General features: G+C 68.9%; 20 protein-coding genes and 1 tRNA gene. 7 read left to right on the forward strand and 14 right to left on the reverse strand.

Annotated features, from left to right (window positions below; all coding sequences use genetic code 11):
* Positions 1–16: 16 nt before the first annotated feature.
* The 5 genes from ISU10_RS00765 to ISU10_RS00785 are packed head-to-tail and all read right to left on the reverse strand — an operon-like array spanning position 17 to position 4,230.
* On the reverse strand, positions 17–397 hold the full coding sequence (locus ISU10_RS00765; protein ID WP_228499013.1) for a Rieske (2Fe-2S) protein: 381 nt from the start codon (positions 395–397) through the stop codon (positions 17–19).
* A complete protein-coding gene (locus ISU10_RS00770; RefSeq protein WP_194694443.1) occupies positions 394–1,854 on the reverse strand; it encodes an aldehyde dehydrogenase family protein in 1,461 nt (486 codons plus the stop codon). The genes ISU10_RS00765 and ISU10_RS00770 overlap by 4 nt, the downstream gene beginning before the upstream one ends.
* Positions 1,851–3,089 (reverse strand): NAD(P)/FAD-dependent oxidoreductase, encoded by a 1,239-nt coding sequence (locus tag ISU10_RS00775; protein WP_194694444.1) that lies wholly within the window; start codon positions 3,087–3,089, stop codon positions 1,851–1,853. Before ISU10_RS00775 ends, ISU10_RS00770 begins: the two co-directional genes overlap by 4 nt.
* Positions 3,086–3,415 (reverse strand): Rieske (2Fe-2S) protein, encoded by a 330-nt coding sequence (locus ISU10_RS00780; protein ID WP_194694445.1) that lies wholly within the window; start codon positions 3,413–3,415, stop codon positions 3,086–3,088. Before ISU10_RS00780 ends, ISU10_RS00775 begins: the two co-directional genes overlap by 4 nt.
* Before the next feature lie 53 nt (positions 3,416–3,468).
* Positions 3,469–4,230 (reverse strand): iron-containing redox enzyme family protein, encoded by a 762-nt coding sequence (locus tag ISU10_RS00785; protein ID WP_194694446.1) that lies wholly within the window; start codon positions 4,228–4,230, stop codon positions 3,469–3,471.
* A gap of 152 nt (positions 4,231–4,382) precedes the next feature.
* Here ISU10_RS00785 and ISU10_RS00790 point away from each other — a divergent pair, with 152 nt between their 5' ends.
* On the forward strand, positions 4,383–5,084 hold the full coding sequence (locus ISU10_RS00790) for a DUF1275 family protein (protein WP_194694447.1): 702 nt from the start codon (positions 4,383–4,385) through the stop codon (positions 5,082–5,084).
* Entirely contained in the window at positions 5,084–6,073 is a 990-nt protein-coding gene (locus ISU10_RS00795; RefSeq protein ID WP_194694448.1) for a TerC/Alx family metal homeostasis membrane protein, read from the forward strand. Before ISU10_RS00790 ends, ISU10_RS00795 begins: the two co-directional genes overlap by 1 nt.
* 164 nt (positions 6,074–6,237) lie before the next feature.
* Here the strand turns inward: ISU10_RS00795 and ISU10_RS00800 are convergent, their stop codons facing one another.
* From ISU10_RS00800 to ISU10_RS00815, 4 genes are all read right to left on the reverse strand, one after another.
* A complete protein-coding gene (locus ISU10_RS00800) occupies positions 6,238–6,753 on the reverse strand; it encodes a DUF981 family protein (protein ID WP_228499118.1) in 516 nt (171 codons plus the stop codon).
* 670 nt (positions 6,754–7,423) lie between these two features.
* Entirely contained in the window at positions 7,424–7,828 is a 405-nt protein-coding gene (locus ISU10_RS00805; RefSeq protein WP_194694449.1) for an SRPBCC family protein, read from the reverse strand.
* Positions 7,825–8,178, reverse strand: a complete 354-nt coding sequence (locus ISU10_RS00810) for an ArsR/SmtB family transcription factor (RefSeq protein ID WP_194694450.1) — start codon at positions 8,176–8,178, stop codon at positions 7,825–7,827. Before ISU10_RS00810 ends, ISU10_RS00805 begins: the two co-directional genes overlap by 4 nt.
* 12 nt (positions 8,179–8,190) lie before the next feature.
* Positions 8,191–8,646 carry an SRPBCC family protein gene (locus tag ISU10_RS00815; protein ID WP_194694451.1) on the reverse strand — a complete coding sequence of 152 codons (456 nt, stop codon included), beginning with the start codon at positions 8,644–8,646 and terminating at the stop codon, positions 8,191–8,193.
* Between the two features lie 164 nt (positions 8,647–8,810).
* Between ISU10_RS00815 and ISU10_RS00820 the strand changes: the two genes are divergently transcribed.
* From ISU10_RS00820 to ISU10_RS00840, 5 genes are all read left to right on the forward strand, one after another.
* Positions 8,811–9,248, forward strand: coding sequence for a MarR family winged helix-turn-helix transcriptional regulator (locus ISU10_RS00820; protein WP_194694452.1), 438 nt, complete (start codon positions 8,811–8,813; stop codon positions 9,246–9,248).
* Positions 9,245–9,679 carry a hypothetical protein gene (locus tag ISU10_RS00825; RefSeq protein ID WP_154686940.1) on the forward strand — a complete coding sequence of 145 codons (435 nt, stop codon included), beginning with the start codon at positions 9,245–9,247 and terminating at the stop codon, positions 9,677–9,679. The genes ISU10_RS00820 and ISU10_RS00825 overlap by 4 nt, the downstream gene beginning before the upstream one ends.
* The gene (locus ISU10_RS00830; RefSeq protein WP_154686941.1) at positions 9,676–10,500 is read left to right on the forward strand and encodes an SRPBCC domain-containing protein; all 825 of its coding nucleotides are present in this window, start codon (positions 9,676–9,678) and stop codon (positions 10,498–10,500) included. The genes ISU10_RS00825 and ISU10_RS00830 overlap by 4 nt, the downstream gene beginning before the upstream one ends.
* 64 nt (positions 10,501–10,564) lie before the next feature.
* A complete protein-coding gene (locus tag ISU10_RS00835) occupies positions 10,565–10,897 on the forward strand; it encodes an EthD family reductase (RefSeq protein WP_154686942.1) in 333 nt (110 codons plus the stop codon).
* 203 nt (positions 10,898–11,100) lie between these two features.
* Positions 11,101–11,709: a GNAT family N-acetyltransferase gene (locus tag ISU10_RS00840; RefSeq protein WP_228499017.1), complete on the forward strand. Its 609-nt coding sequence runs from the start codon at positions 11,101–11,103 to the stop codon at positions 11,707–11,709.
* A gap of 132 nt (positions 11,710–11,841) precedes the next feature.
* On the opposite strand, the gene ISU10_RS00845 is transcribed toward ISU10_RS00840, so the two are convergent.
* The 5 genes from ISU10_RS00845 to ISU10_RS00865 all read right to left on the reverse strand — a co-directional run bounded on the left by ISU10_RS00845 (position 11,842) and on the right by ISU10_RS00865 (position 17,791).
* A complete protein-coding gene (locus ISU10_RS00845) occupies positions 11,842–12,858 on the reverse strand; it encodes a tyrosine-type recombinase/integrase (protein WP_154686943.1) in 1,017 nt (338 codons plus the stop codon).
* A gap of 187 nt (positions 12,859–13,045) precedes the next feature.
* A tRNA-Met gene (locus ISU10_RS00850) sits at positions 13,046–13,119 on the reverse strand.
* A gap of 51 nt (positions 13,120–13,170) precedes the next feature.
* Positions 13,171–16,131: a UPF0182 family membrane protein gene (locus ISU10_RS00855; RefSeq protein ID WP_194694453.1), complete on the reverse strand. Its 2,961-nt coding sequence runs from the start codon at positions 16,129–16,131 to the stop codon at positions 13,171–13,173.
* A complete protein-coding gene (locus ISU10_RS00860) occupies positions 16,128–16,718 on the reverse strand; it encodes a PPA1309 family protein (protein WP_228499019.1) in 591 nt (196 codons plus the stop codon). Before ISU10_RS00860 ends, ISU10_RS00855 begins: the two co-directional genes overlap by 4 nt.
* Positions 16,715–17,791 (reverse strand): YlbL family protein, encoded by a 1,077-nt coding sequence (locus ISU10_RS00865; RefSeq protein WP_194694454.1) that lies wholly within the window; start codon positions 17,789–17,791, stop codon positions 16,715–16,717. The genes ISU10_RS00860 and ISU10_RS00865 overlap by 4 nt, the downstream gene beginning before the upstream one ends.
* Positions 17,792–17,834 lie beyond the last annotated feature (43 nt).

A 17,834-nucleotide genomic window follows, 5' to 3' on the forward strand; every position in this document is an offset into this window, starting at 1 on the left:
GCGTCGCGATCCTCTCTCAGTCGCGGCGCAGCTGACGGCGCCTGGGTCCACCCGAGGCCACGTCCGCGGCCGTGACCCCGACGTGGATCTCGCCGTCCTCCTCGCGGACCGGGTAGACCTGGATCGGCACCGAGGCGGGCGGGTAGATCGGGTCACCGGTCTCGAGGTCGAAGACGCTGCCGTGGCAGGAGCATTTGATGCCGTCGTCGATCAGCTTGCCGCTGCTCAGCAGGCAGTCGAGGTGGGTGCAGTAGTTGCTCGTGGCGTACACCGTGCCGTGCAACCGGGCGACCGCGCACTCGAGCTCTCCCACGTAGAAGCGGCGGACGTACCCCTCGGGCACCTGGCCCGACCGGGCGACACGGTGGAACACCAGCTCGTCATCGGCGGTCGTCATCGAGCCTCCTCAGGGCTGACGTAGACGGTCTTCTCCTGGGTGTAGAACTGCATCATCGTGGGGCCGGCCTGCTCCTTGAACGTCTGGGTGCTGGACCTCTTCAAGCCTCCGAACGGCGCGTTCATCGCCACGCCGGTGGTCGGCTGGTTCACCTTGACCACCCCGGCGTCGACATCGCGGGCGAACCTCAGCGCGGTGTCGAGCCGGTTGGTCACCACGCCCGCGGACAGCCCGTAGCCGGTGCCGTTGACGACCTCGACCGCCTCCTCGTACGACGCCACCGTCAGGTAGGCCAGGATCGGCGAGAAGACCTCCTCCTGGGCCAGTCGCTGCCCGGGGTGGACGCCGCTGAAGACGGCCGGCCGGACGAAGTACCCGCCCTCGGGAGCGCTGCCGTGGGTCGGCGTCTCGAGCCGGGCGCCCTCGTCGGCCGCGACCTCCAGGTAGGTCTGGTACTTCTCCTGCTGGGCCAGGCTCGCGAGCGGGCCCATGGTCACCTCCGCCGACAGGCCGTCTCCGACGACCGTCCCGCGGGCGCGCTCCATGATGCGGTCGAGCAGTCCGTTGGCGACGGACTCGTGGACGACCACGCGGGAGGTGCCGGTACACGCCTGGCCGGCCAGCCCGAAGGCACCCTTAGCGACGATCTCGGCGGCGAGGTCGAGGTCGGCGTCGTCGAGCACGACCAGGGCGTTCTTGCCGCCCATCTCCAGCTGGGTCCGCACCCACGGTGGCACGTTGGCGTGGATCGCCTCCCCGACCGCGGTGGAGCCGGTGAATGTCACCGCGCCCACGCGGGGGTCGGACACCAGCGCCTTGCCGACGTCGGCGTGCCCGTGCACAAGGGCGAGGGCGGCGCCGGGGACGCCAGCCTCGATCAGGGCCTCGACCAGCCGCTGGCCGACCAGGGGGGTCAGCTCGCTGGGCTTGAAGACCACGCCGTTCCCCGCGGCGAGGGCGGGGGCCAGCTTGCGGGAGGGGATGTTGAGCGGGAAGTTCCAGGGAGTGATGGCGGCGACGACCCCCACCGACTGGCGCAGGGTGAGGACGAGCCCGTCGCCCGAGGAGGGGATGGTCTCGCCGAACAGACGGAGCGCCTCCCCGGCGTACATCCGCAGGTTCTGCGGGGTCCGGCGGGTCTCCACCCGAGCCTCGGCGAGGGTCTTGCCCTCTTCACGGACCAGCTCAACGGCCAGGTCCTCGGCGCGAGCGGCCAGGAGGTCGGCTGCACGAAGGATGACGTCGGCACGCGCTTCCGGGGCCCGGTCCGCCCACTCGTGGTAGCCATCGGCCACGTGCTGGACGGCCTGGGCGACGTCGCCGGCGTCGCTGTCGGGGGCGGTGACGACGACCTCGTCGACACGAGCGGGATTCTCCCTCTGGTAGGTGCGCCCCGAGGCGGCGCCCACCCAGTCGCCTCCGACGAAGTTGAACGCGGCGATCGGACCGGTGCTCATCCCATCCCCTCCAGCGCCTCGAAGAGGTCGACGTCCCGATCGGCCAGCACCTCGTCGGGCACCGGCATCCGGGCCGAGATCAGCTCGCGCGCAACTGCGATGTCCTCGCCGGAGTCGAGCGAGAACGCCGCGGTGACGCGATCGCCGTCGAGGAAGAAGGCGGTCCAGCCGTCGTCCTCGAGGTCGCCCCGCACCACCATGCGGTCGCCGTCTCCGGCATGGCCCACGTGCTGGAAGTTGCGCCCGAACTGGTCTGACCAGAACCAGTGCGGCTCGTCGTACGCCGTGGTCTCACCCATCATGTTGCGCGCCGCTACTGCGGCCTGCCGGCTGGCGTGCTCGAAGTGCTCGACGCGGACCCTGTGCCCCAGGCCCGGGTGCAGGTGGTTGGCGACGTCGCCCGCCGCGAACACCCGCTCCTGACTGGTGCGGCAGTGCTGGTCCACGAGGACCCCGCCGTCGACGTCGAGCCCCGAGTCGACCGCGACCTCCACGTTCGGCACGGCACCGACACCGACCACGACCACGTCGGCCTCGACGTCATCGCCGGAGGTCGACACGAGGAGCCGCCCACCGTTCAGACGGCTCACCCCGCGAACCGCGGTCTCGACGCGTACGTCGACCCCCGCGGCCCGCTGGACGCGAGCGCACGCCGCGCCGAGCCGTGGGCCGACCGCCTGGGCGAGCGGCACCGGTCCGGCCTCAAGCATCGTGACCACAGCGCCGCGCTCCAGTGCGGTCGAGGCGACCTCGCCGCCGATGAAGCCGCCGCCGACCAGCACCACGCCGGCCCCGGGGACCAAGGCCTCGCGGAGGGCGTCGGCGTCGTCCCGCGTGCGGAGGTAGTGCACGACGTCACCGTCGACGCCCGGCAGGCGCCTGGCCCTCGAGCCGGTCGCGAGCAGCACCGCGTCCGCGTGCAGCGTGCTGCCGTCGTCGAGCACGACGCCGCCGTCCGCGGCGCTGACCTTCAGGACGCGGACCCCGGTGCGCACCTCGACGTCGTTCGGCGACGTCCACTCCTCCGGCAGCAGCGCCAGGGAGGAGTCGTCGGCCGCGCCGAGGTACTCCTTGGACAGGGGCGGCCGCTGGTAGGGACGGTGCACCTCGTCCCCGACCACCAGGATGCGGCCGTCGTACCCGCGCCGGCGCAGCGTGCGGGCCGCCACGGCGCTGGCCTGTCCGCCTCCCACGAGGACCAGTGAGCGAGGTGCCGGGCCGTCGACGGGACTCATCCCACCGCCTCCACCTGTTCGAGCGAGACCAGTACGGTGCCGTCCTCCGTCACCTGCACCGGGTACGTCGGCGCGCAGCGGCCGTCCTGTCCCTCGGCCTCACCGGTCTCCGGGTCGAACTTCCACTGGTGCCCGGGGCAGACGATCTTGCCGAACAAGATCGCGCCCTTGCTCAGCTGACGCTGCTCATGGATGCAGGTGTCGGCGAGGGCGTACACCTTGCCCTTGATCCAGAACAGCGCCAGGGTCGTGCCCTCCACCGTCACCGCGGCGCGCTTACGACCCTCGAGGTCCCGCACCCGAGTGACTGCGTGCCACTGCGTCATCCGGCTTCCTCTCCGAAGTGATTGGTCGGTCCGGCGTGAGTCGGCGCGTCGGCTCAGGCCGAGCCGAGCAGCTCCTCGACCATCACCACGCCGTCGCCGGAGTCCATCTGGCCGAGGTCCGGAGCGACGTAGGTGTCGTAGAGCGACCGTGTGTAGGCGAAGCGCATCTCGGCGCCCCAGCGCACGTACTGGAGGCATCGCTGTTGAAGGGCCGGCGTGTCCGCGCACTCCAGGACGATCTGGTAGCCGCGCTCGCCGTGCACCTCGTCGGAAGTGATGTGGAGGTCGAAAAACTCGATCTCGTCCTCGGTGAAGCCGTAGGCCTCCCTCAGCGGCACGATCTGCTTCTTGTAGATCGTCGGCACCTGCGACTCCAGGCCCACGACGAGCGCGGCCGTCGCGACGGCGAAGTGCTCACGCATCGAGGTCGCGTAGCACCAGCTCTGCAGGCCACGGGTCACGGCGTTCATGTTGTTGGGATCGACGATGCGTTCCTTCGTGGTGCCGCAGGCCTCCGCGAAGCGGATCAGCAGGTCGGTGTGGCGGATGTCGGCCAGCTCCTCCTCGTACATGTTCTGCAGGAGGAAGTCCTTGGCGTCGGTGAAGTGGTCGGGGGTGTTGCTGTAGATGTAGGCCAGGTAGTCCGCGAACGGGCCGACGTAGTGGTAGTGGTTCTCCGCCCACCGGGCGAAGTGGTGGCGCTGGAGCTTGCCGTCGGCCCAGGCCTGCGAGAACGACGCGTTGGCGGCCTCGCGGCCCTTGATGGCGTCCTGCAGTGCAGCGCGGAAGTCGTCGTACGAGAGCAGCTCGGGCATGAAGGTCCTCCGTCCAGAAGGTTGGCTGGTGTGACCAGGACGCTATGACCGCGTGCCTCGCGAACCCACGGACGATCCGCACACAACCAGCGGTTCATTTCGTGCAAGTTGTCCAGGGTGCTCATCGCCGGGCGCTGACACCATTCCCTGCCGTGACCACGGCTCTGCGCGACCGGCTCGTCGTGCTCCTCGCCGTCGTGAGCGGGGCCACCGACGCCACCGGCTTCCTCGCCCTCGGGGGCGCCTTCGCGTCGGTGATGACGGGCAACATGGTGCTCGTCGGCGTGGCCGTCGGCTCCGGGGACAGAAGCCTGGTCGAGCTGTTGCTCTTCGCGATCGGAGGGTACGTCGCGGGGGCGGCCTTGGGTGCTCGGGTGGTGGGCACGCCCCAGGAGAGCGACCCGCTGTGGCCTCGGGCGGTGTCGCGGGCGCTGCTCGTGGAGCTGGCGCTCTTCGCCGTCTTCGCGGTCGCCTGGTGGTCCCTAGGCTCTGATCCGGGCGAGACGTGGGCCGCGGGCCTCCTCGGCCTGACCGCGCTGGCGCTCGGGATCCAGAGCAGTGCGATCCAGCGGTTCGGGGTACCAGGACTGTCCACCACGTACCTCACGGGGACGCTCACCACGGTCGTGATCAGGCTGGTCGGCCGACAGCCGCTCAGGACCGTGCGGCACTCCGCCTCGCTCCTGCTCGGACTCGTCGTCGGCGCCGGCGTCGCGGCAGCGCTCGTCACGCTGGCCCGCCCGGCCGCACCGGTGCTGCAGGTGCTCCTGCTCACGGTCGTGGTCGTCGCTGCCCAGCGTTCCACCCGTGTGCCCGACGCGGTTGCCTCGGACACCCGCAAGTCGGTGCCGTGATGCACACCGCCGTCGCGCCGCAGGTGTGGGTCGCGACGGTCCTTCTGCTCGCAGGGCTGGTCACCCTCGACCTGGTCATGCTCGCTCGACGCCCAGGATCCCTCACTCTCGCCCACTCGGTCCGGTGGGTGATCGCCTACGTCCTCGCCGCCGTCCTGTTCGGGGTGGCGCTCGCGACGTGGGGGCCGCCCGACACCGGCACCGAGTTCTTCGCCGGCTACGTGACGGAGTACAGCCTCAGCGTCGACAACCTGTTCGTCTTCCTGCTCATCATGGCCAAGTTCGACGTACCCGCGAACGCGCAGGACAAGGTGCTGCTGATCGGAATCGTCTTCTCGATGCTGTTGCGAGGCACCTTCATCACCGGCGGCTCGGTCCTGGTCTCGGCGGCCTCCTGGTCCTTCCTGGTGTTCGGACTGCTGCTCATCTACACCGCGATCGGCCTGCTACGGGGGGACGACGGCCCCGACGAGTACGAGGAGTTCCGACTCCTGCGGGCGCTTCGGCGCGCCGTTCCGATCTCGGACACCTACGACGCCGACCGGCTCCGGGTGACGGTGGCTGGCGCAACGATGTGGAGCCCGATCGTCGTGGCGGTCGGGGCAATCGCTCTCGCTGACGTGGTCTTCGCCCTCGACTCCATCCCGGCCATCTTCGGACTCACCCGCGACCCCTATGTGATCCTGTCCGCCAACGCCTTCGCCCTGCTCGGGCTCCGGCAGTTGTTCTTCCTCGTCGAGGGTTTGCTCGACCGGCTGGTGTTCCTGTCCTACGGCCTGGCCCTGATCCTGGGCTTTATCGGCCTCAAGCTCGTGGCCGAGGGCCTGCACGGATCGCACGTGGAACACGTCGGGCCCGTTGAGGTGCCGGTCATCGGTATTGGCCCGTCGTTGATCTTCATCATCGTCGTGCTGACGATCGTCTCCGCGGCGAGCCTGCTGAAACGCGTTCCGGCCGAGGCGGACCTGACGGACCTGTCGGAGGACTGAGCATCACATCCCCTCGCTCACTGGTACCGCAATCAGACCGGGCATCGCCCACTTTGTGGCGGCTTCTGGGAATCGCCGTGAGGACTCAAGCGGCAGGCGGCCCTCGGAGCTTTCCGAGGGCCGCATCTATCCATCGTGGGTTGGCAGGCAGCATCAGGAACGTGTCACCACTGGTGCATCGTCCCGTGTGCGAGGTTGTAGTACATGCCGATGTGCGTGTAGAAGTTCATCGCGCCGAAGAGCACGAACACCACGCCGCCGACGACCCAGGCCCAGATGGCCCAGCGCAGGAGTCCGGGCCTCTCGGTCCACAGGGCGATCGCGAAGACCAGTGCACCGGCGGCGACGATTCCCCACAGGCCACCGAGGAACAGCGCCTCGAGAAGCGGCAGGTGCCCGAAACGTCCGCTGATCGGTTCCTCCGGAGGAGCGGCGCCCAGTTGGAAGCGGACAAAGCTGCTGGCAAGGACCGCCATGCCCAGTCCCAGGACGCCGACGAAGATGCCGGCCGGCTTGAGCGAGGCGAGCGCGGCGGCGTTGGCCTTCTCTACGTCGCCGTCGAAGACCGCTCGATGACGCCAGGGTGGCGCCGTCGGCGTAGATCGCGACGGTGCCCGGAGCCTTGTTCTCCGCGCGCAGCGCGGTCTGCCAGTCGGCGAGTCGGTCGGTGGCGTGGGCAGCGGTCATGGCGGTCAGGTGCGTCATGTCGGGACTGCACAGCCAGCCGGTGTCTGTAGTCGTCACGGGGGTGGGCGTGTAGGTCAGCCGAGGGTGTCCGGGAAACCCGTCACTAAGTGGACACTTGATCAAGTTCGTAAATGCTTTCAGGCTCGGAATCCGTAGATTCCGAGCCTGAAATTTGTAGCGGGGGCAGGATTTGAACCTGCGACCTCTGGATGAAGTCAGCCACATACCCGCGGTTGCTCGTCAGTGCGCGTTCCTGTGCATCCTTGCTTCCATCACTGGCGAAACAGCACTCTGACGCTGCTTACTCTAGCCCGTCGATCCCCGACACTGAGCGTTAGTACCTGGCCCGTTTTTGGCCCCGCTCGAATCCTCGTTTTCAGCCATTGACTGCGTGCGTCGGCGCGTGCTTACGGTTCTCCGTTGTGGCAAACGCTGAGCTCGCGGAGGCCATGGAACGCCTCGGACCTAGCAGCGCGCGCTCGGGCGCAGTCGTTCACGTTCGACTGGACGTCGGGCGCGAAGTCGCCAGTCACGCGTCGCCGGCACCTACCCGGTGATCGCATCGGCAGTCCGCTGTGCCGTGCCAGACCCGATCGGCCCGGCCGCGACGCTCAGCCTGGTGATGCACGAGCGTTGTGTCGGCGGTTATGACCTCGGGCCGGACTATGTCCGGCACAATCTCGCGAGTTGGTGCTCCCACCCGGCGCGGTGCTGCTCGATGCGATTCTCCGGCAGGCCACGGTGAGTCAGGACGACCATGGTGTCGTCCCCATCCGGAGTGAGCACTACCTCCACCGTCGAGGCACCGGGCGGGAGCGCGCGGTTGCCATCGATCCCCCAACTGAACGTGACCCGATGCGGAGGTTCCACAACGAGGTACGTGCCACGACAACGGACGTCGCCCATGACGAGGTCGAACCGCCCACCGGGCAGCGGGTCGAGCTCCGCCAGGTCGCCGATCCACGTGGTCAGGAGCGCGGGATCGGTGAAGTAGCGGAAGACGACCTCGGGTGCTGCCTGAATGTGCTCGGTCGCGATGACGATGCCGTCGTGGACCTCGGCGCTCACGCGTCTCTCCCGGAGTCCCTCGGATGCGCCTCCTCGACGGCCCGCTTCAGGCGGGACAGGGCCTCCGGCCAGAGCTCAGCCAGCAGCCCGCGCACGGACTCCAGCGGCTCCTGGCGGAGCGAGTAGAGCCGTCGGGTGCCGTCGCGGCGTTCCGTGAGCAGGCCGGCAGACTTGAGGACGCCGATGTGCTGGCTGACCGCCTGCTGAGTGAGCGTGAAGCTCGCCGCGATCTGTCCGGCAGGCAGCTCCCCGTGCTGGACCAGGCGCAGGATCTGTCGGCGATGGGGGTCTGCCAGAGCGCGGAGCACCGCGTCAGGTGTCTCGTTCTTCGACCGCGTTCGTCCGACCACGGGACCAGCGTCTCAGGAACCGTAGGGGTGTCCTGAACCCGTCCGCAGGAGCGAGCTGATGCTGGCCATGAAGTGATTCCACCCTGCGACGCAGTCGTCCCAGCACGCGAGCTTTGGCGTCAGGCCGCGGTGCCGGAAGTGGAGCTGAGCACCCTCTCCGGCGGCACGGACCTCGACCTCGATCGTGGTGCCGAGCCATTCGTGCGTGTGCCCGGTCGGAGTTGATCCGTCGGCGACGACGGGCTCCCACACTACCCGGCCCGGATCGGTCTGCAGCACGCGCACGGCGTTCTGTCCGTGCTCGCCGAAGCTGATCACGAGAACCCCGCCGATCTTGCCGTCTCCGGTCGTCGGTCCCCACCAGCGGCTGACGCCCTCCGGCGAGGTGAACAGGGCGATCAGGTCCTCAGGGGCGGCAGGCAGGTCCAGCACCGCGGTGAAGTCTCCGGCAATGGTCGTGTCAGTCATCACAGCTCCATATCACAGGCAGACACTTGTACAAGTTATAACTTGTATTAGACTGACCCGCGCCCCGTGTGTCAAGAGCGATCACTCCGACGCCCGGGTCAGGGGCGCCGAAGACCCCCAAAAGGCACTTGCTCGTCCTGGATTAACTAATCTAGATTAACCGTATGACGACCTCCGGCGCCGCCGACCTGGCGTCCGACCTCCGCCTTGCCCTAGGCCGCGTCGCGCGCAAGATCCGCCGAATCTATGTAGACGCGGCGGAGGGCGTGAGCTTCCTCGAACTGGCCGTGCTCCAGCGACTCGAACGCACCGGGCCTTCCGCACCCGGGACGATCGCTGGCGACGAGGGCGTCACCTCGGCTGCCGTCGCGGCAACGCTCACCAGCCTCGAACGGGCCGGGCTCGTGCACCGCGCCCGGGACCCGGGCGACCGTCGGCGCGTGATCGTCACGATCACCCCTTCCGGTCAGCAGACACTCGAGGCGCGGGAGTCGGCCAGCATCGGCCGGATCGAGGCCGCCCTCTCCCGCTTGACCCGAGGCGAGCGCGAGCGACTCGCCGCCGCCGTACCGCTGCTTGAAAGGATCGCGACCGAGCTGTGAATACCACCTGGTCCCACCCCGACCCCGATGTCCGCGCCTTCCTGGACGACTTCGACGAACGCGGAGCCGATCCCGAGGGAGGGTCCGAGCAGCTCTTCGCCCCGACCTTCCTGGCTGCGGACCCGAGCCGGGCCGTCCCTCTCACGACGGCACAGCTTGCGGGCACGCTGCCGGCTCGCCGGGCGATGTTCGAGGCCGCGGGCGTCGGCGCCGTACGCCGGCAGCGCGCGCAGCAGCTGCGGCTCGACGATCGCCACGTCCTCGTCTCGGGCACGTGGATCGCGGACCGGGCCGGAGGTGCGCTCGAGCTGTCCTCGACCCTGCTCCTGCGGTCCGAGCCGGACGGATACCGGGTGCTGGTGTACCTGAACCACCACGACGTCTCCGCGCTGCTCACGTCTGTCCTTCCCGGATCGGAGTCCACGCCATGACCGACGCATCCCGGACCACCGTGCACCGCAGCATCACCGTCCCTCTCGCCCAGGGCGCGGCATTCGCGCTGTTCACCGACGGCATGGATTCGTGGTGGCCACGCGACGGATACTCCATCGGGCAAGCCCCGTCGCAGCAGTCGTGTCTGGAGGCTTACGAGGGTGGTCGATGGTTCGAGCGCAGCACCGATGGCAGCGAACACGTCTGGGGTCGAGTCCTGCACTGGCAGCCACCGCACCGCGTCGTGATGAGCTGGCAGATCAGTCCCGATTGGACCGCTGACCTGACGGTGGCTACCGAGGTCGACATCCGTTTCACCGACATCGGCGCCGGCGGGACGCGCGTCGACCTCGAACACCGTCACCTCGATCGCTACGGCGACCGACAGGGCGACATGCTGGTCGCTCTCGGTTCACCTGACGGCTGGCAGGCCGTCCTCGCCGCGTACGCCGCGAAGGTCGCGCCAATCGGCTTCGACCGCCACACCCTGGTGACCCTAATCCTGCGGCCCGACGCACCCGAGCTCTCGCCGGCAGAGGCGGAGGCCCTCCAGAACGCGCACCTGGCGCACACGGCGGACCTCGTCGCAGCCGGCCACATCCTCGCAGCAGGACCACCCGTCGATCCCGACGACGAGCGCCTCAGGGGCATCTCGCTCTGGTCGGTCGACCCGAACACTGCACGCCGGATGTGTGACGAGGACCCTGCAGTCCGAGCCGGACGGCTCGCCGCTCAGGTCGCGACCTGGATGACCCCGTCGGGGCAGCTCAGATTCGAGCGGGTTCGCGTCCCCCGGTCCATGGCCGAAGTCGAGGGCTGAACGCGCCCGGCTTCAAGCCATCCGGGCCAGCGCGACCCGCCCGCACCAACCAGAGGATTGAGTCATGTTCTGCGCATCGATCGTGTATCCCACCGGGCTGGACCGCTTCGACGCGGACTACTTCAGTGCCCGGCATATCCCCATGTTCGTCTCATTCCTCGGTGAGAACTGCGCGCGCTACGAGGTGCACCGGCCCTTGATGCAGCCCGAGGCACCGGACCCACCCTTCGCCGCCGCGGCGTACGTGTGGGTGCATTCGGCCGAGGAATTCGGAGCGGTGCTGGCGAAGCACGGCGAGGAGATCTATGCCGACATCGAGCGGTTCAGCAGCGGGCAGCCCGTCCGTGCCTGGTCGCTGGTCGTGGACCCGGTGGCTGAAGACCCGACCACCCGATGACCCAATCGGACCGCGGGCGCTCGTCCGCGCCCAGGCCTCCGGCGCTGTCGGTGCGCGACCTGGCCAAGGTCTACGGGCGTGGGCCGGCTTCGGTCCGAGCCCTGGACGGTGTCAGCCTCGACCTCGATGCCGGGACGTTCACCGGCCGTGGCGGCGCGAATCGCGCTACGGACGCTTCCGGTCGAAGGGATCGGTGTGTGTGAATGAATGCGCCGGAGGCCCGTACGAACGTCGCCGCCGCGCCACAGGAGGCAGGCATGCTGACCGGTGAGATCGTCGGGCTGCGCGTCCGGCGCGAGGAAGACGTACCCGTCCTCCACAGCGCCTTGTACGACGACGTCGACACCCGTGCCCGGGCCGACTCCCGGCCGTGGCGACCGATCCCGCCCGACTCGGCGGAATCGCCGTATGCCGTCCGCGGTCGCACCGAGGGTGTCGCGACATTCTCCGTCGTGCACCTGGATTCCCTCGAACTCGCCGGAGAAGCGTCGTTGTGGGGGATCGACACCCACAACCGGAGCGCGCACGTCGGCATCGCTCTACTGCCCAGATCACGCGGGAGGGGCCTGGGCACCGACACGGTCCGCGTCCTGTGCCGCTACGGCTTCATCGGCCTCGGCCTCCACCGGCTCCAGGTGGAGACGCTTTCCGACAACGCGGCGATCATTCGCGCGGCGGCACGGGTCGGCTTCCGGACCGAAGGCATTCTCCGTCGTTCCTCCTGGGTCAGCGGCACCTTCGTCGACCAAGTCGTGCTCGGCCAGCTCGCTGAGGAGTGGTCGGCTTCTGGGTCAGCCCGGAGCGGCGACTGACCCCGACGGTTGTCGACAAGACGTCGCCCTTGGGGTCCCACCGAGATGAGCAAATGCGTTCAGGCCTCTGACCAGCGGGTTTGGCGGAGGCCGTCGCTGCGTGAGCCGCCCATCCTAGAGAGACGAGGCAGATCAAAGCCCGAGGTCGCGGCTGGAGGTGAGGTCGAGGGCTTGCGCGGGGCGGATGTAGCGTTCCAGCAGGGTGGAGAGTCGCTTGTGGCGGGTCTGGGCGGCGATCCGGTCCAGGCTCACGCCGGCAACGGCTGCGGTCGTGGCGTGCCCGGCGCGCAGAGAGTGCGGGGTGATTCGCTCGGCCGGCAACCCGGCGTCGCGGGCGCGGTTGCGGAGCATGCGGGCGATGGCGTTGCCGGAGACCCTCTCGTCGGTGACGGCCTTGTTCCGCATACTCGTGAACAGCGGACCGGCCTCGCGGCCCCGGCAATCCAGCCAAGCGTCGAGCGTTGCCAAGGGGTCGGTGTCGGCGTACTGGCCACACGCGACGGCGACGACCTGTCCCTCAGCGTGCTGGTCGGTCTTGGACTGGCGGACGTGTAGCAGGAGGCCGCCGGGTTTGCTCTCCATGTCGGCGAGGTCGAGGGCGGCGAGTTCGGAGCGGCGCAGCGCTGAAGCGTAGCCAAGCAGGATGATGGCGGCGTCACGTGCTCCCTTCGCCGTGGTGCGGTCGATGGGTCCGAGGATCTGGCGGATGTCGTTGGTGTCCAGCGGGCGCGACTGTCGACGCGGTGCGGCTCCGACGATGCGTCGCAGTCCCCGGCGTACCTGCCGGACGGCCTCGGACAGGGTTGGGTCGTCGAGGCCACGGCTGCGGTGGGCGTACGAGATGGCGCCGATCGCGAGGTCGAGGGTGGGAACCAGGGCGCCTTCGCTGGCCCGTTCGGTGAGGTAGGCGCAGATCATCGCTGGCCTCGCGGGGAGCGCCGAGGTCTGCCTGGCCGAGCACCAGCGTTCCCACTGCCGCCAGCCGTGTCCGTAGACGCGGCGGGTGGATTCGGCCAGCCTGGAGGCGACTGCTTCGGCGATCCGAAGGGCGTCGTCGACGGTGAGCCCGTCGGGGAGGTCGAGAGCGGAGCTGTCGGAGATGGTGGTGGGGAGGGAGGCGGCCAGCGCCTCGGCGGTGGTGTCGATCATCCACAGGTTGTGGGGGTCGTCCGCTCCTGCCGGTCCAGCGGCCGGGCCGCGGTGCCGTCCCGGCGCCAGGTGCCGGGGGCGGTCCAGCGTGGCGGTCGTGGCCGAGAAAGGAGCACTTTCTGCCCACACGATCAAATCACCAAACCAAACAGGGCCGTGGATCCACTGGATCCACGGCCCTGACGAGTAGCGGGGGCAGGATTTGAACCTGCGACCTCTGGGTTATGAGCCCAGCGAGCTACCGAGCTGCTCCACCCCGCGTCGGCCCGGGCAACGTTACTGCACGCCTGGGATCGACCCAAATCGGCCGCCCTAAGGAGCCGCGCTGCTCGAGTCGCTCCCCGTACCGTCGCCGGTGTCGGTGCCTGACCCGCTGCCCGAGTCGGCCTTCTCCTGCAGGATGCGGATGGCCTCGTCGACCTTCTCTCGACCCTCCTGCATCAGGTTGGCCCACTGGCCGACCTTGCCGGCGGCGAAGGCGCGGTCGGCGGCGGCGAAGTCGTCCTCGGCCTGCGCGAGCAGGTTGCGGACCCGCGCCGGGATCGTGCTGTTGTTGTCCGGCGGGTTGTCGGTGTTGCCGTCGTCCGGCGGGGGCGTGGTCGTGCCGAGGACGTCGGCGATCGCCTCCGCGAGGGTCGTGCCGATGCCGACCTCGTCGCCGTAGGACACCACGACGTAGCGCAGGATCGGGTAGGCGGCATCGGAGAGCTGCCGAGTGGCATAGATCGGCTGCACGTACATCAGCCCACCGGTGACCGGGATGGTCAGCAGGTTGCCTGGCGTCACGCGCGAGGACCCACCTGTGCTCAACGGCAACAGGAGCTGGGTGACCTCGGTGTCGGACTGCATCTCGTTGGCGATGTTGCCCGGGCCGGGGGTGTTCTCGTTGGGCAGCTGCAGCACCTTGATGCGCCCGTAGGTCTCTGGATCGGTGGCGTCGGAGTCGACCGAGACGAAGGCGGCCAGGTTGTTCTTCTTGTACGGCACGTACACCGAGGTGAGCGCGAACTTGTCGGCGCCGGTGTCGGGGTCCTGCACGAACAAGCGGTACGGCGGCTGCTGCTTGCCCGGCTGCTCGGGATCCTTGGGCACCTGCCACCAGGCGTCCTTCTGGTAGAAGGTGCCCGGGTCGGTCACGTGGTAGCGCGCGAACTGGTAGCGCTGCACCTTGAAGAGGTCCTCTGGGTAGCGCAGGTGGCTGATCAGCTCCTCGGGCATGTCCTCGCGCGGCAGCACGGTGTCGGGGAAGGCGCTGCGCCAGGCCTGGAGCATCGGGTCGGACTCGTCCCAGGCGTAGAGCTTGACCGTGCCGTCGTAGGCGTCGACGGTCGCCTTGACCGCGTTGCGCATGTAGTTGATCTGGTCGGTCGGCACGATCGGCAGGTTGTTCTCCTGGGTCAAGGAGTCGTCGGTCATCGTGTCGATCGACTCCTTCTCCGCCAGGGGGTAGCGGTCGGTGGTCGTGTAGCCGTCGACGATCCAGAGGATGCGCCCGTCGACCACGGCCGGGTAGGCGTCGGAGTCGACGGTCAGCCACGGCGCGACCTTCTGCACGCGCTGGCGCGGGTTGCGGATGTAGAGCACCTTGCTGTTCTCGTTGACCCGCTCGGACAGCAAGAAGTTGGGGTCGCCGAACTTCACGGCGTACACCAGCTTGCGAAACAGGCTGCCGACCTGCACGCCACCCTTGCCGGCGTACGTCGTGGCCTGGCTGCTGTCGGAGCCCCCACCGAGGTCGAGCTCGACGTCGGAGGCTCCCGGGACCTTGCCGACGATGGAGTAGTCGGGGCTCTGCTCGCCGTAGTAGACGCGGCTCTCGAAGTCACCGGTTGCCTGCTGGAGCGCGTTCTGGTTGGCCTGCTGGCCCTGCGCCCACTGGATCTCGGTGCCTTCGCGCGCGTCGTCGGCCGGTCGCTGGTTGGCGAAGGCGGCGATCAGGCCGTTGCCGTGGGTGTAGACCGTGTGCAGGTTGGACCAGTTGCGGGCGTCGTCGGGCAGGCCGCGCTGGTCGAGCTCGCGCACGCCGAGCACCAGCGCCCGGTCGGTCCCGTCGATGTTGTAGCGGTCGACGTCGAGCACGTCGGAGACCGAGTAGTAGGACCGCACCTGCTGGATCTGCTCGAACGCGTCGTGCACCAGCTCGGGGTCCACCAGGGGTACGGATGCCGTATCGGCCTGGACCGCCTCGGCGTCGCCGGACGCGACGCCGCTGCCCTCGGTGTAGTCGACGACCTCGACGTCTTGCAGGTCGTAGGCCTCGCGCGTGGCGCTGATGTTGTTCTTGATGTAGGCGGCTTCCTTGTCGGGCTCGGTCGGCCGGACCTGGAAGGCCTGCACGATGCCCGGCCAGATCATGCCGAGCAGCACGGCCGAGAGCACAAGGAGCGCCAGGCCCACCGATGGCAGCGTCCACGTGCGGCGCCAGATGTTGAGGAAGAACAACACCGCGCAGATGACCGAGATGCCGAGCAGGATGTTCTTGGCCGGCAGCACGGCATGGTCGTCGGTGTAGGTGATGCCGTCGATCAGGTTGCCCGAGGCACTGACCAGGTCGAAGCGGTCGAGCCAGTAGTCGGCGGCCTTGGCCAGCACGAACAGTCCGAGCAGCACCGAGAACTGCACCTGCGCCGCGCCCGTCAGCCGGTCACCGGGCGTCTGCAGCCGGATACCGCCGTAGAGGTAGTGGACGGTTGCCGCGGCCAGCAGCGCGATCACCAGCGCCGCCATCGCGAAGTTGACCAGGTAGTGCAGCCACGGCAGCTCGAAGACGTAGAAGCCGATGTCCTTGTGGAAGTAGAGGTCGGCGCGGTTGAACGAGGTGCGGTTGGCCCACAGCATGTAGGTGCGCCACTCCCCCGCGGCAGCGGTGCCGGCGAACAGGCCGATCACTGCGGACACGCCGGCCAGCAGCCAGCCGCGGACCGGGAGTACGGCGTCGCGGTAGCGCTCCAGCCCGGCCTGCTCGGGCGAGTCGGGCCGGAAGAACGGACGGAACCGGTGCGCGAGGTACATGTTGGCGCCGACGGCCCCCGCCATCAGCAGCCCGAAGATGACGAACAGGCCCGTGCGCGTCCAGAACAGCCGCGAGAAGACGTTGCCGTAGCCCTCGGCGGAGTACCAGAGCCGGTCGGTGTAGATCGTGGAGAAGGTGGTCAGCGCGAAGAACGCCAACACGAGCACGACGCCCGTGATCAGCAGGGCGCGCGAGCGACCGTTGGGTCGTCTGACCTCCGCCCCGTCCTCGGGAAGGTCGTCGTCGAATCGGTCGCTCACCGGACGTCAGTCTCCTCGTCGTGGTACTCCAAGGTCTCCCGCAGCAGCGCCAGCAGCCCCGGCACCAGCTCGGCGCCGGTCAGCACCGACTGCTCCTCGTCGGCCGCTCGCAGGCGCAGTGCGCAGTACGTCGCCCCGGCCCGCGTGGCGCCGGCCACGATCCGGACGTCTTGACGGTCGGGGTGCTGGCGCGCGAAGTCCGTTGCGCCGTCAGGGTCCTCGAGCACGGCCGCCTCGGCGTCGGGCGGCAGCACGAGCCGCTCGACCACGGCCGCACAGCCGGCGACGCCGGCTGGCCAGGTGATCGACTCCAGCGAGCTCTCGAGGTCGGCGTCGGGCCCGAGCGGGTCCTGCTCGACCGGCGTCAAGGACCCGGCGGCAGCCGACTCGTCGAGCCCCATCGCGTGGGCGAGCACCGGCTCCTTGGCCACCAGCTCGGCCGTGGGCACGAGCGCGTAGAGGCGGGCCGGTTGGTCCCAGCCGCCGGAGGCGATGTGCTGCTCGATCTCGAGCACGGCGGAGGCGAGGGCAGGGTCGGTGATCTCGTCGACCAGCCCAGGTGGGTCCTCGGGCGTCTCGGCGGTCATCTGGTGGCCTCCTGCGCGGTGTCGTCGGTGCAGGCCGGCAGTGTCGCGTCGGGGTTCTTCACCCACTTCTCGATGGCCTGCACCGCTGCATGCATCGTGACGGCCTTGACCAAACGCATCGAGCCGTTGTTGGAGTGGAGGGCGTCCTCGCAGTTGTCGGGCGGGACCATGAACAGCTGCGCGCCGTCGTCGCGGGCACCCACGATCTTCTGCTGGATCCCGCCGATCGGCCCGACCTTGCCCTGCTCGTCGATGGTCCCGGTGCCGGCCACCGCGTTGCCGCCGGTCAGTGAGCCGGGGGTGAGCGTGTCGTAGATCGCGAGCGAGAACATCAGCCCCGCGCTCGGCCCGCCGATGTTGTCGGAGATGTTGACGCTGACGTTGAACGGCATCTGGAACCCCGTGCCGATCCGGATGCCCACGCGCTGCGCGCCGTCGATCGTCGTGGGCGTGATCGAGGTACGCACGACCTTGCCGCCCTTGCCGCCGCGCCGGACCACGAACTCGACGGCCTGGCCCTCGGCAGCGTCGGTGACGGCCTTGGAGACGTCCTCGGCGGTCTCGATCGGGATGCCGCCTACCTTGAGCAGGACATCGCGCACCTTGAGCTTGCCCGCTGCGGGAGTGCCGTCTTGAACTGCCGCGACCTCGATGACGGGGTTCACCTCGTAGCCGAGCTCTCGCAGCGCCGCGGCCGCCGCGGCGTCTTGGGAGGTGACCATCTCGACCTGCCCCTGCTCGGTGTTCTCCTCCTCGTCGACCTCCGGCGCGTAGACCGCGCTGCGGGGGTAGATCGCGTCGTTGGGGTTGAACCAGTCGGACATCAGGGTGAACAGGTCGAGCCTTGCGTTGGGCGTCGAGACCAGCACGGTGGTCATGCGCAGCTGACCGGCGTCGCGATAGACCTTGTGCCCGGAGACCTGGATGATCTCCTTGCCGTCGGTCTTGCCGAGCACGTCGATCGTGGTGCCGGGCTCGTAGGTGACGTAGGGCAGCGGCTTGAAGACGGTCCAGGCGACGAGGGCACCCAGCAGCAGCACGGCCACCAGGCCGGCGGTCGTCCGCTGCGTCATGCGGGCAAGCCTCTCACCTGGAGCTCAACCACTCATCAACCAG

Origin of the sequence: Nocardioides agariphilus (genome assembly GCF_015352445.1) — a bacterium.
GTDB classification, from domain to species: domain Bacteria; phylum Actinomycetota; class Actinomycetes; order Propionibacteriales; family Nocardioidaceae; genus Nocardioides; species Nocardioides agariphilus.

Coding starts and splice junctions, on each gene's coding strand:
- ISU10_RS00765 (WP_228499013.1), bottom strand. CDS start 397: ATGACGACCGCCGATGACGAGCTGGTGTTCCACCGTGTCGCCCGGTCG.
- ISU10_RS00770 (WP_194694443.1), bottom strand. CDS start 1,854: ATGAGCACCGGTCCGATCGCCGCGTTCAACTTCGTCGGAGGCGACTGG.
- ISU10_RS00775 (WP_194694444.1), bottom strand. CDS start 3,089: ATGAGTCCCGTCGACGGCCCGGCACCTCGCTCACTGGTCCTCGTGGGA.
- ISU10_RS00780 (WP_194694445.1), bottom strand. CDS start 3,415: ATGACGCAGTGGCACGCAGTCACTCGGGTGCGGGACCTCGAGGGTCGT.
- ISU10_RS00785 (WP_194694446.1), bottom strand. CDS start 4,230: ATGCCCGAGCTGCTCTCGTACGACGACTTCCGCGCTGCACTGCAGGAC.
- ISU10_RS00795 (WP_194694448.1), top strand. CDS start 5,084: ATGCACACCGCCGTCGCGCCGCAGGTGTGGGTCGCGACGGTCCTTCTG.
- ISU10_RS00815 (WP_194694451.1), bottom strand. CDS start 8,646: ATGACTGACACGACCATTGCCGGAGACTTCACCGCGGTGCTGGACCTG.
- ISU10_RS00820 (WP_194694452.1), top strand. CDS start 8,811: ATGACGACCTCCGGCGCCGCCGACCTGGCGTCCGACCTCCGCCTTGCC.
- ISU10_RS00830 (WP_154686941.1), top strand. CDS start 9,676: ATGACCGACGCATCCCGGACCACCGTGCACCGCAGCATCACCGTCCCT.
- ISU10_RS00835 (WP_154686942.1), top strand. CDS start 10,565: ATGTTCTGCGCATCGATCGTGTATCCCACCGGGCTGGACCGCTTCGAC.
- ISU10_RS00840 (WP_228499017.1), top strand. CDS start 11,101: ATGAATGCGCCGGAGGCCCGTACGAACGTCGCCGCCGCGCCACAGGAG.
- ISU10_RS00845 (WP_154686943.1), bottom strand. CDS start 12,858: ATGATCGACACCACCGCCGAGGCGCTGGCCGCCTCCCTCCCCACCACC.
- ISU10_RS00860 (WP_228499019.1), bottom strand. CDS start 16,718: ATGACCGCCGAGACGCCCGAGGACCCACCTGGGCTGGTCGACGAGATC.
- ISU10_RS00865 (WP_194694454.1), bottom strand. CDS start 17,791: ATGACGCAGCGGACGACCGCCGGCCTGGTGGCCGTGCTGCTGCTGGGT.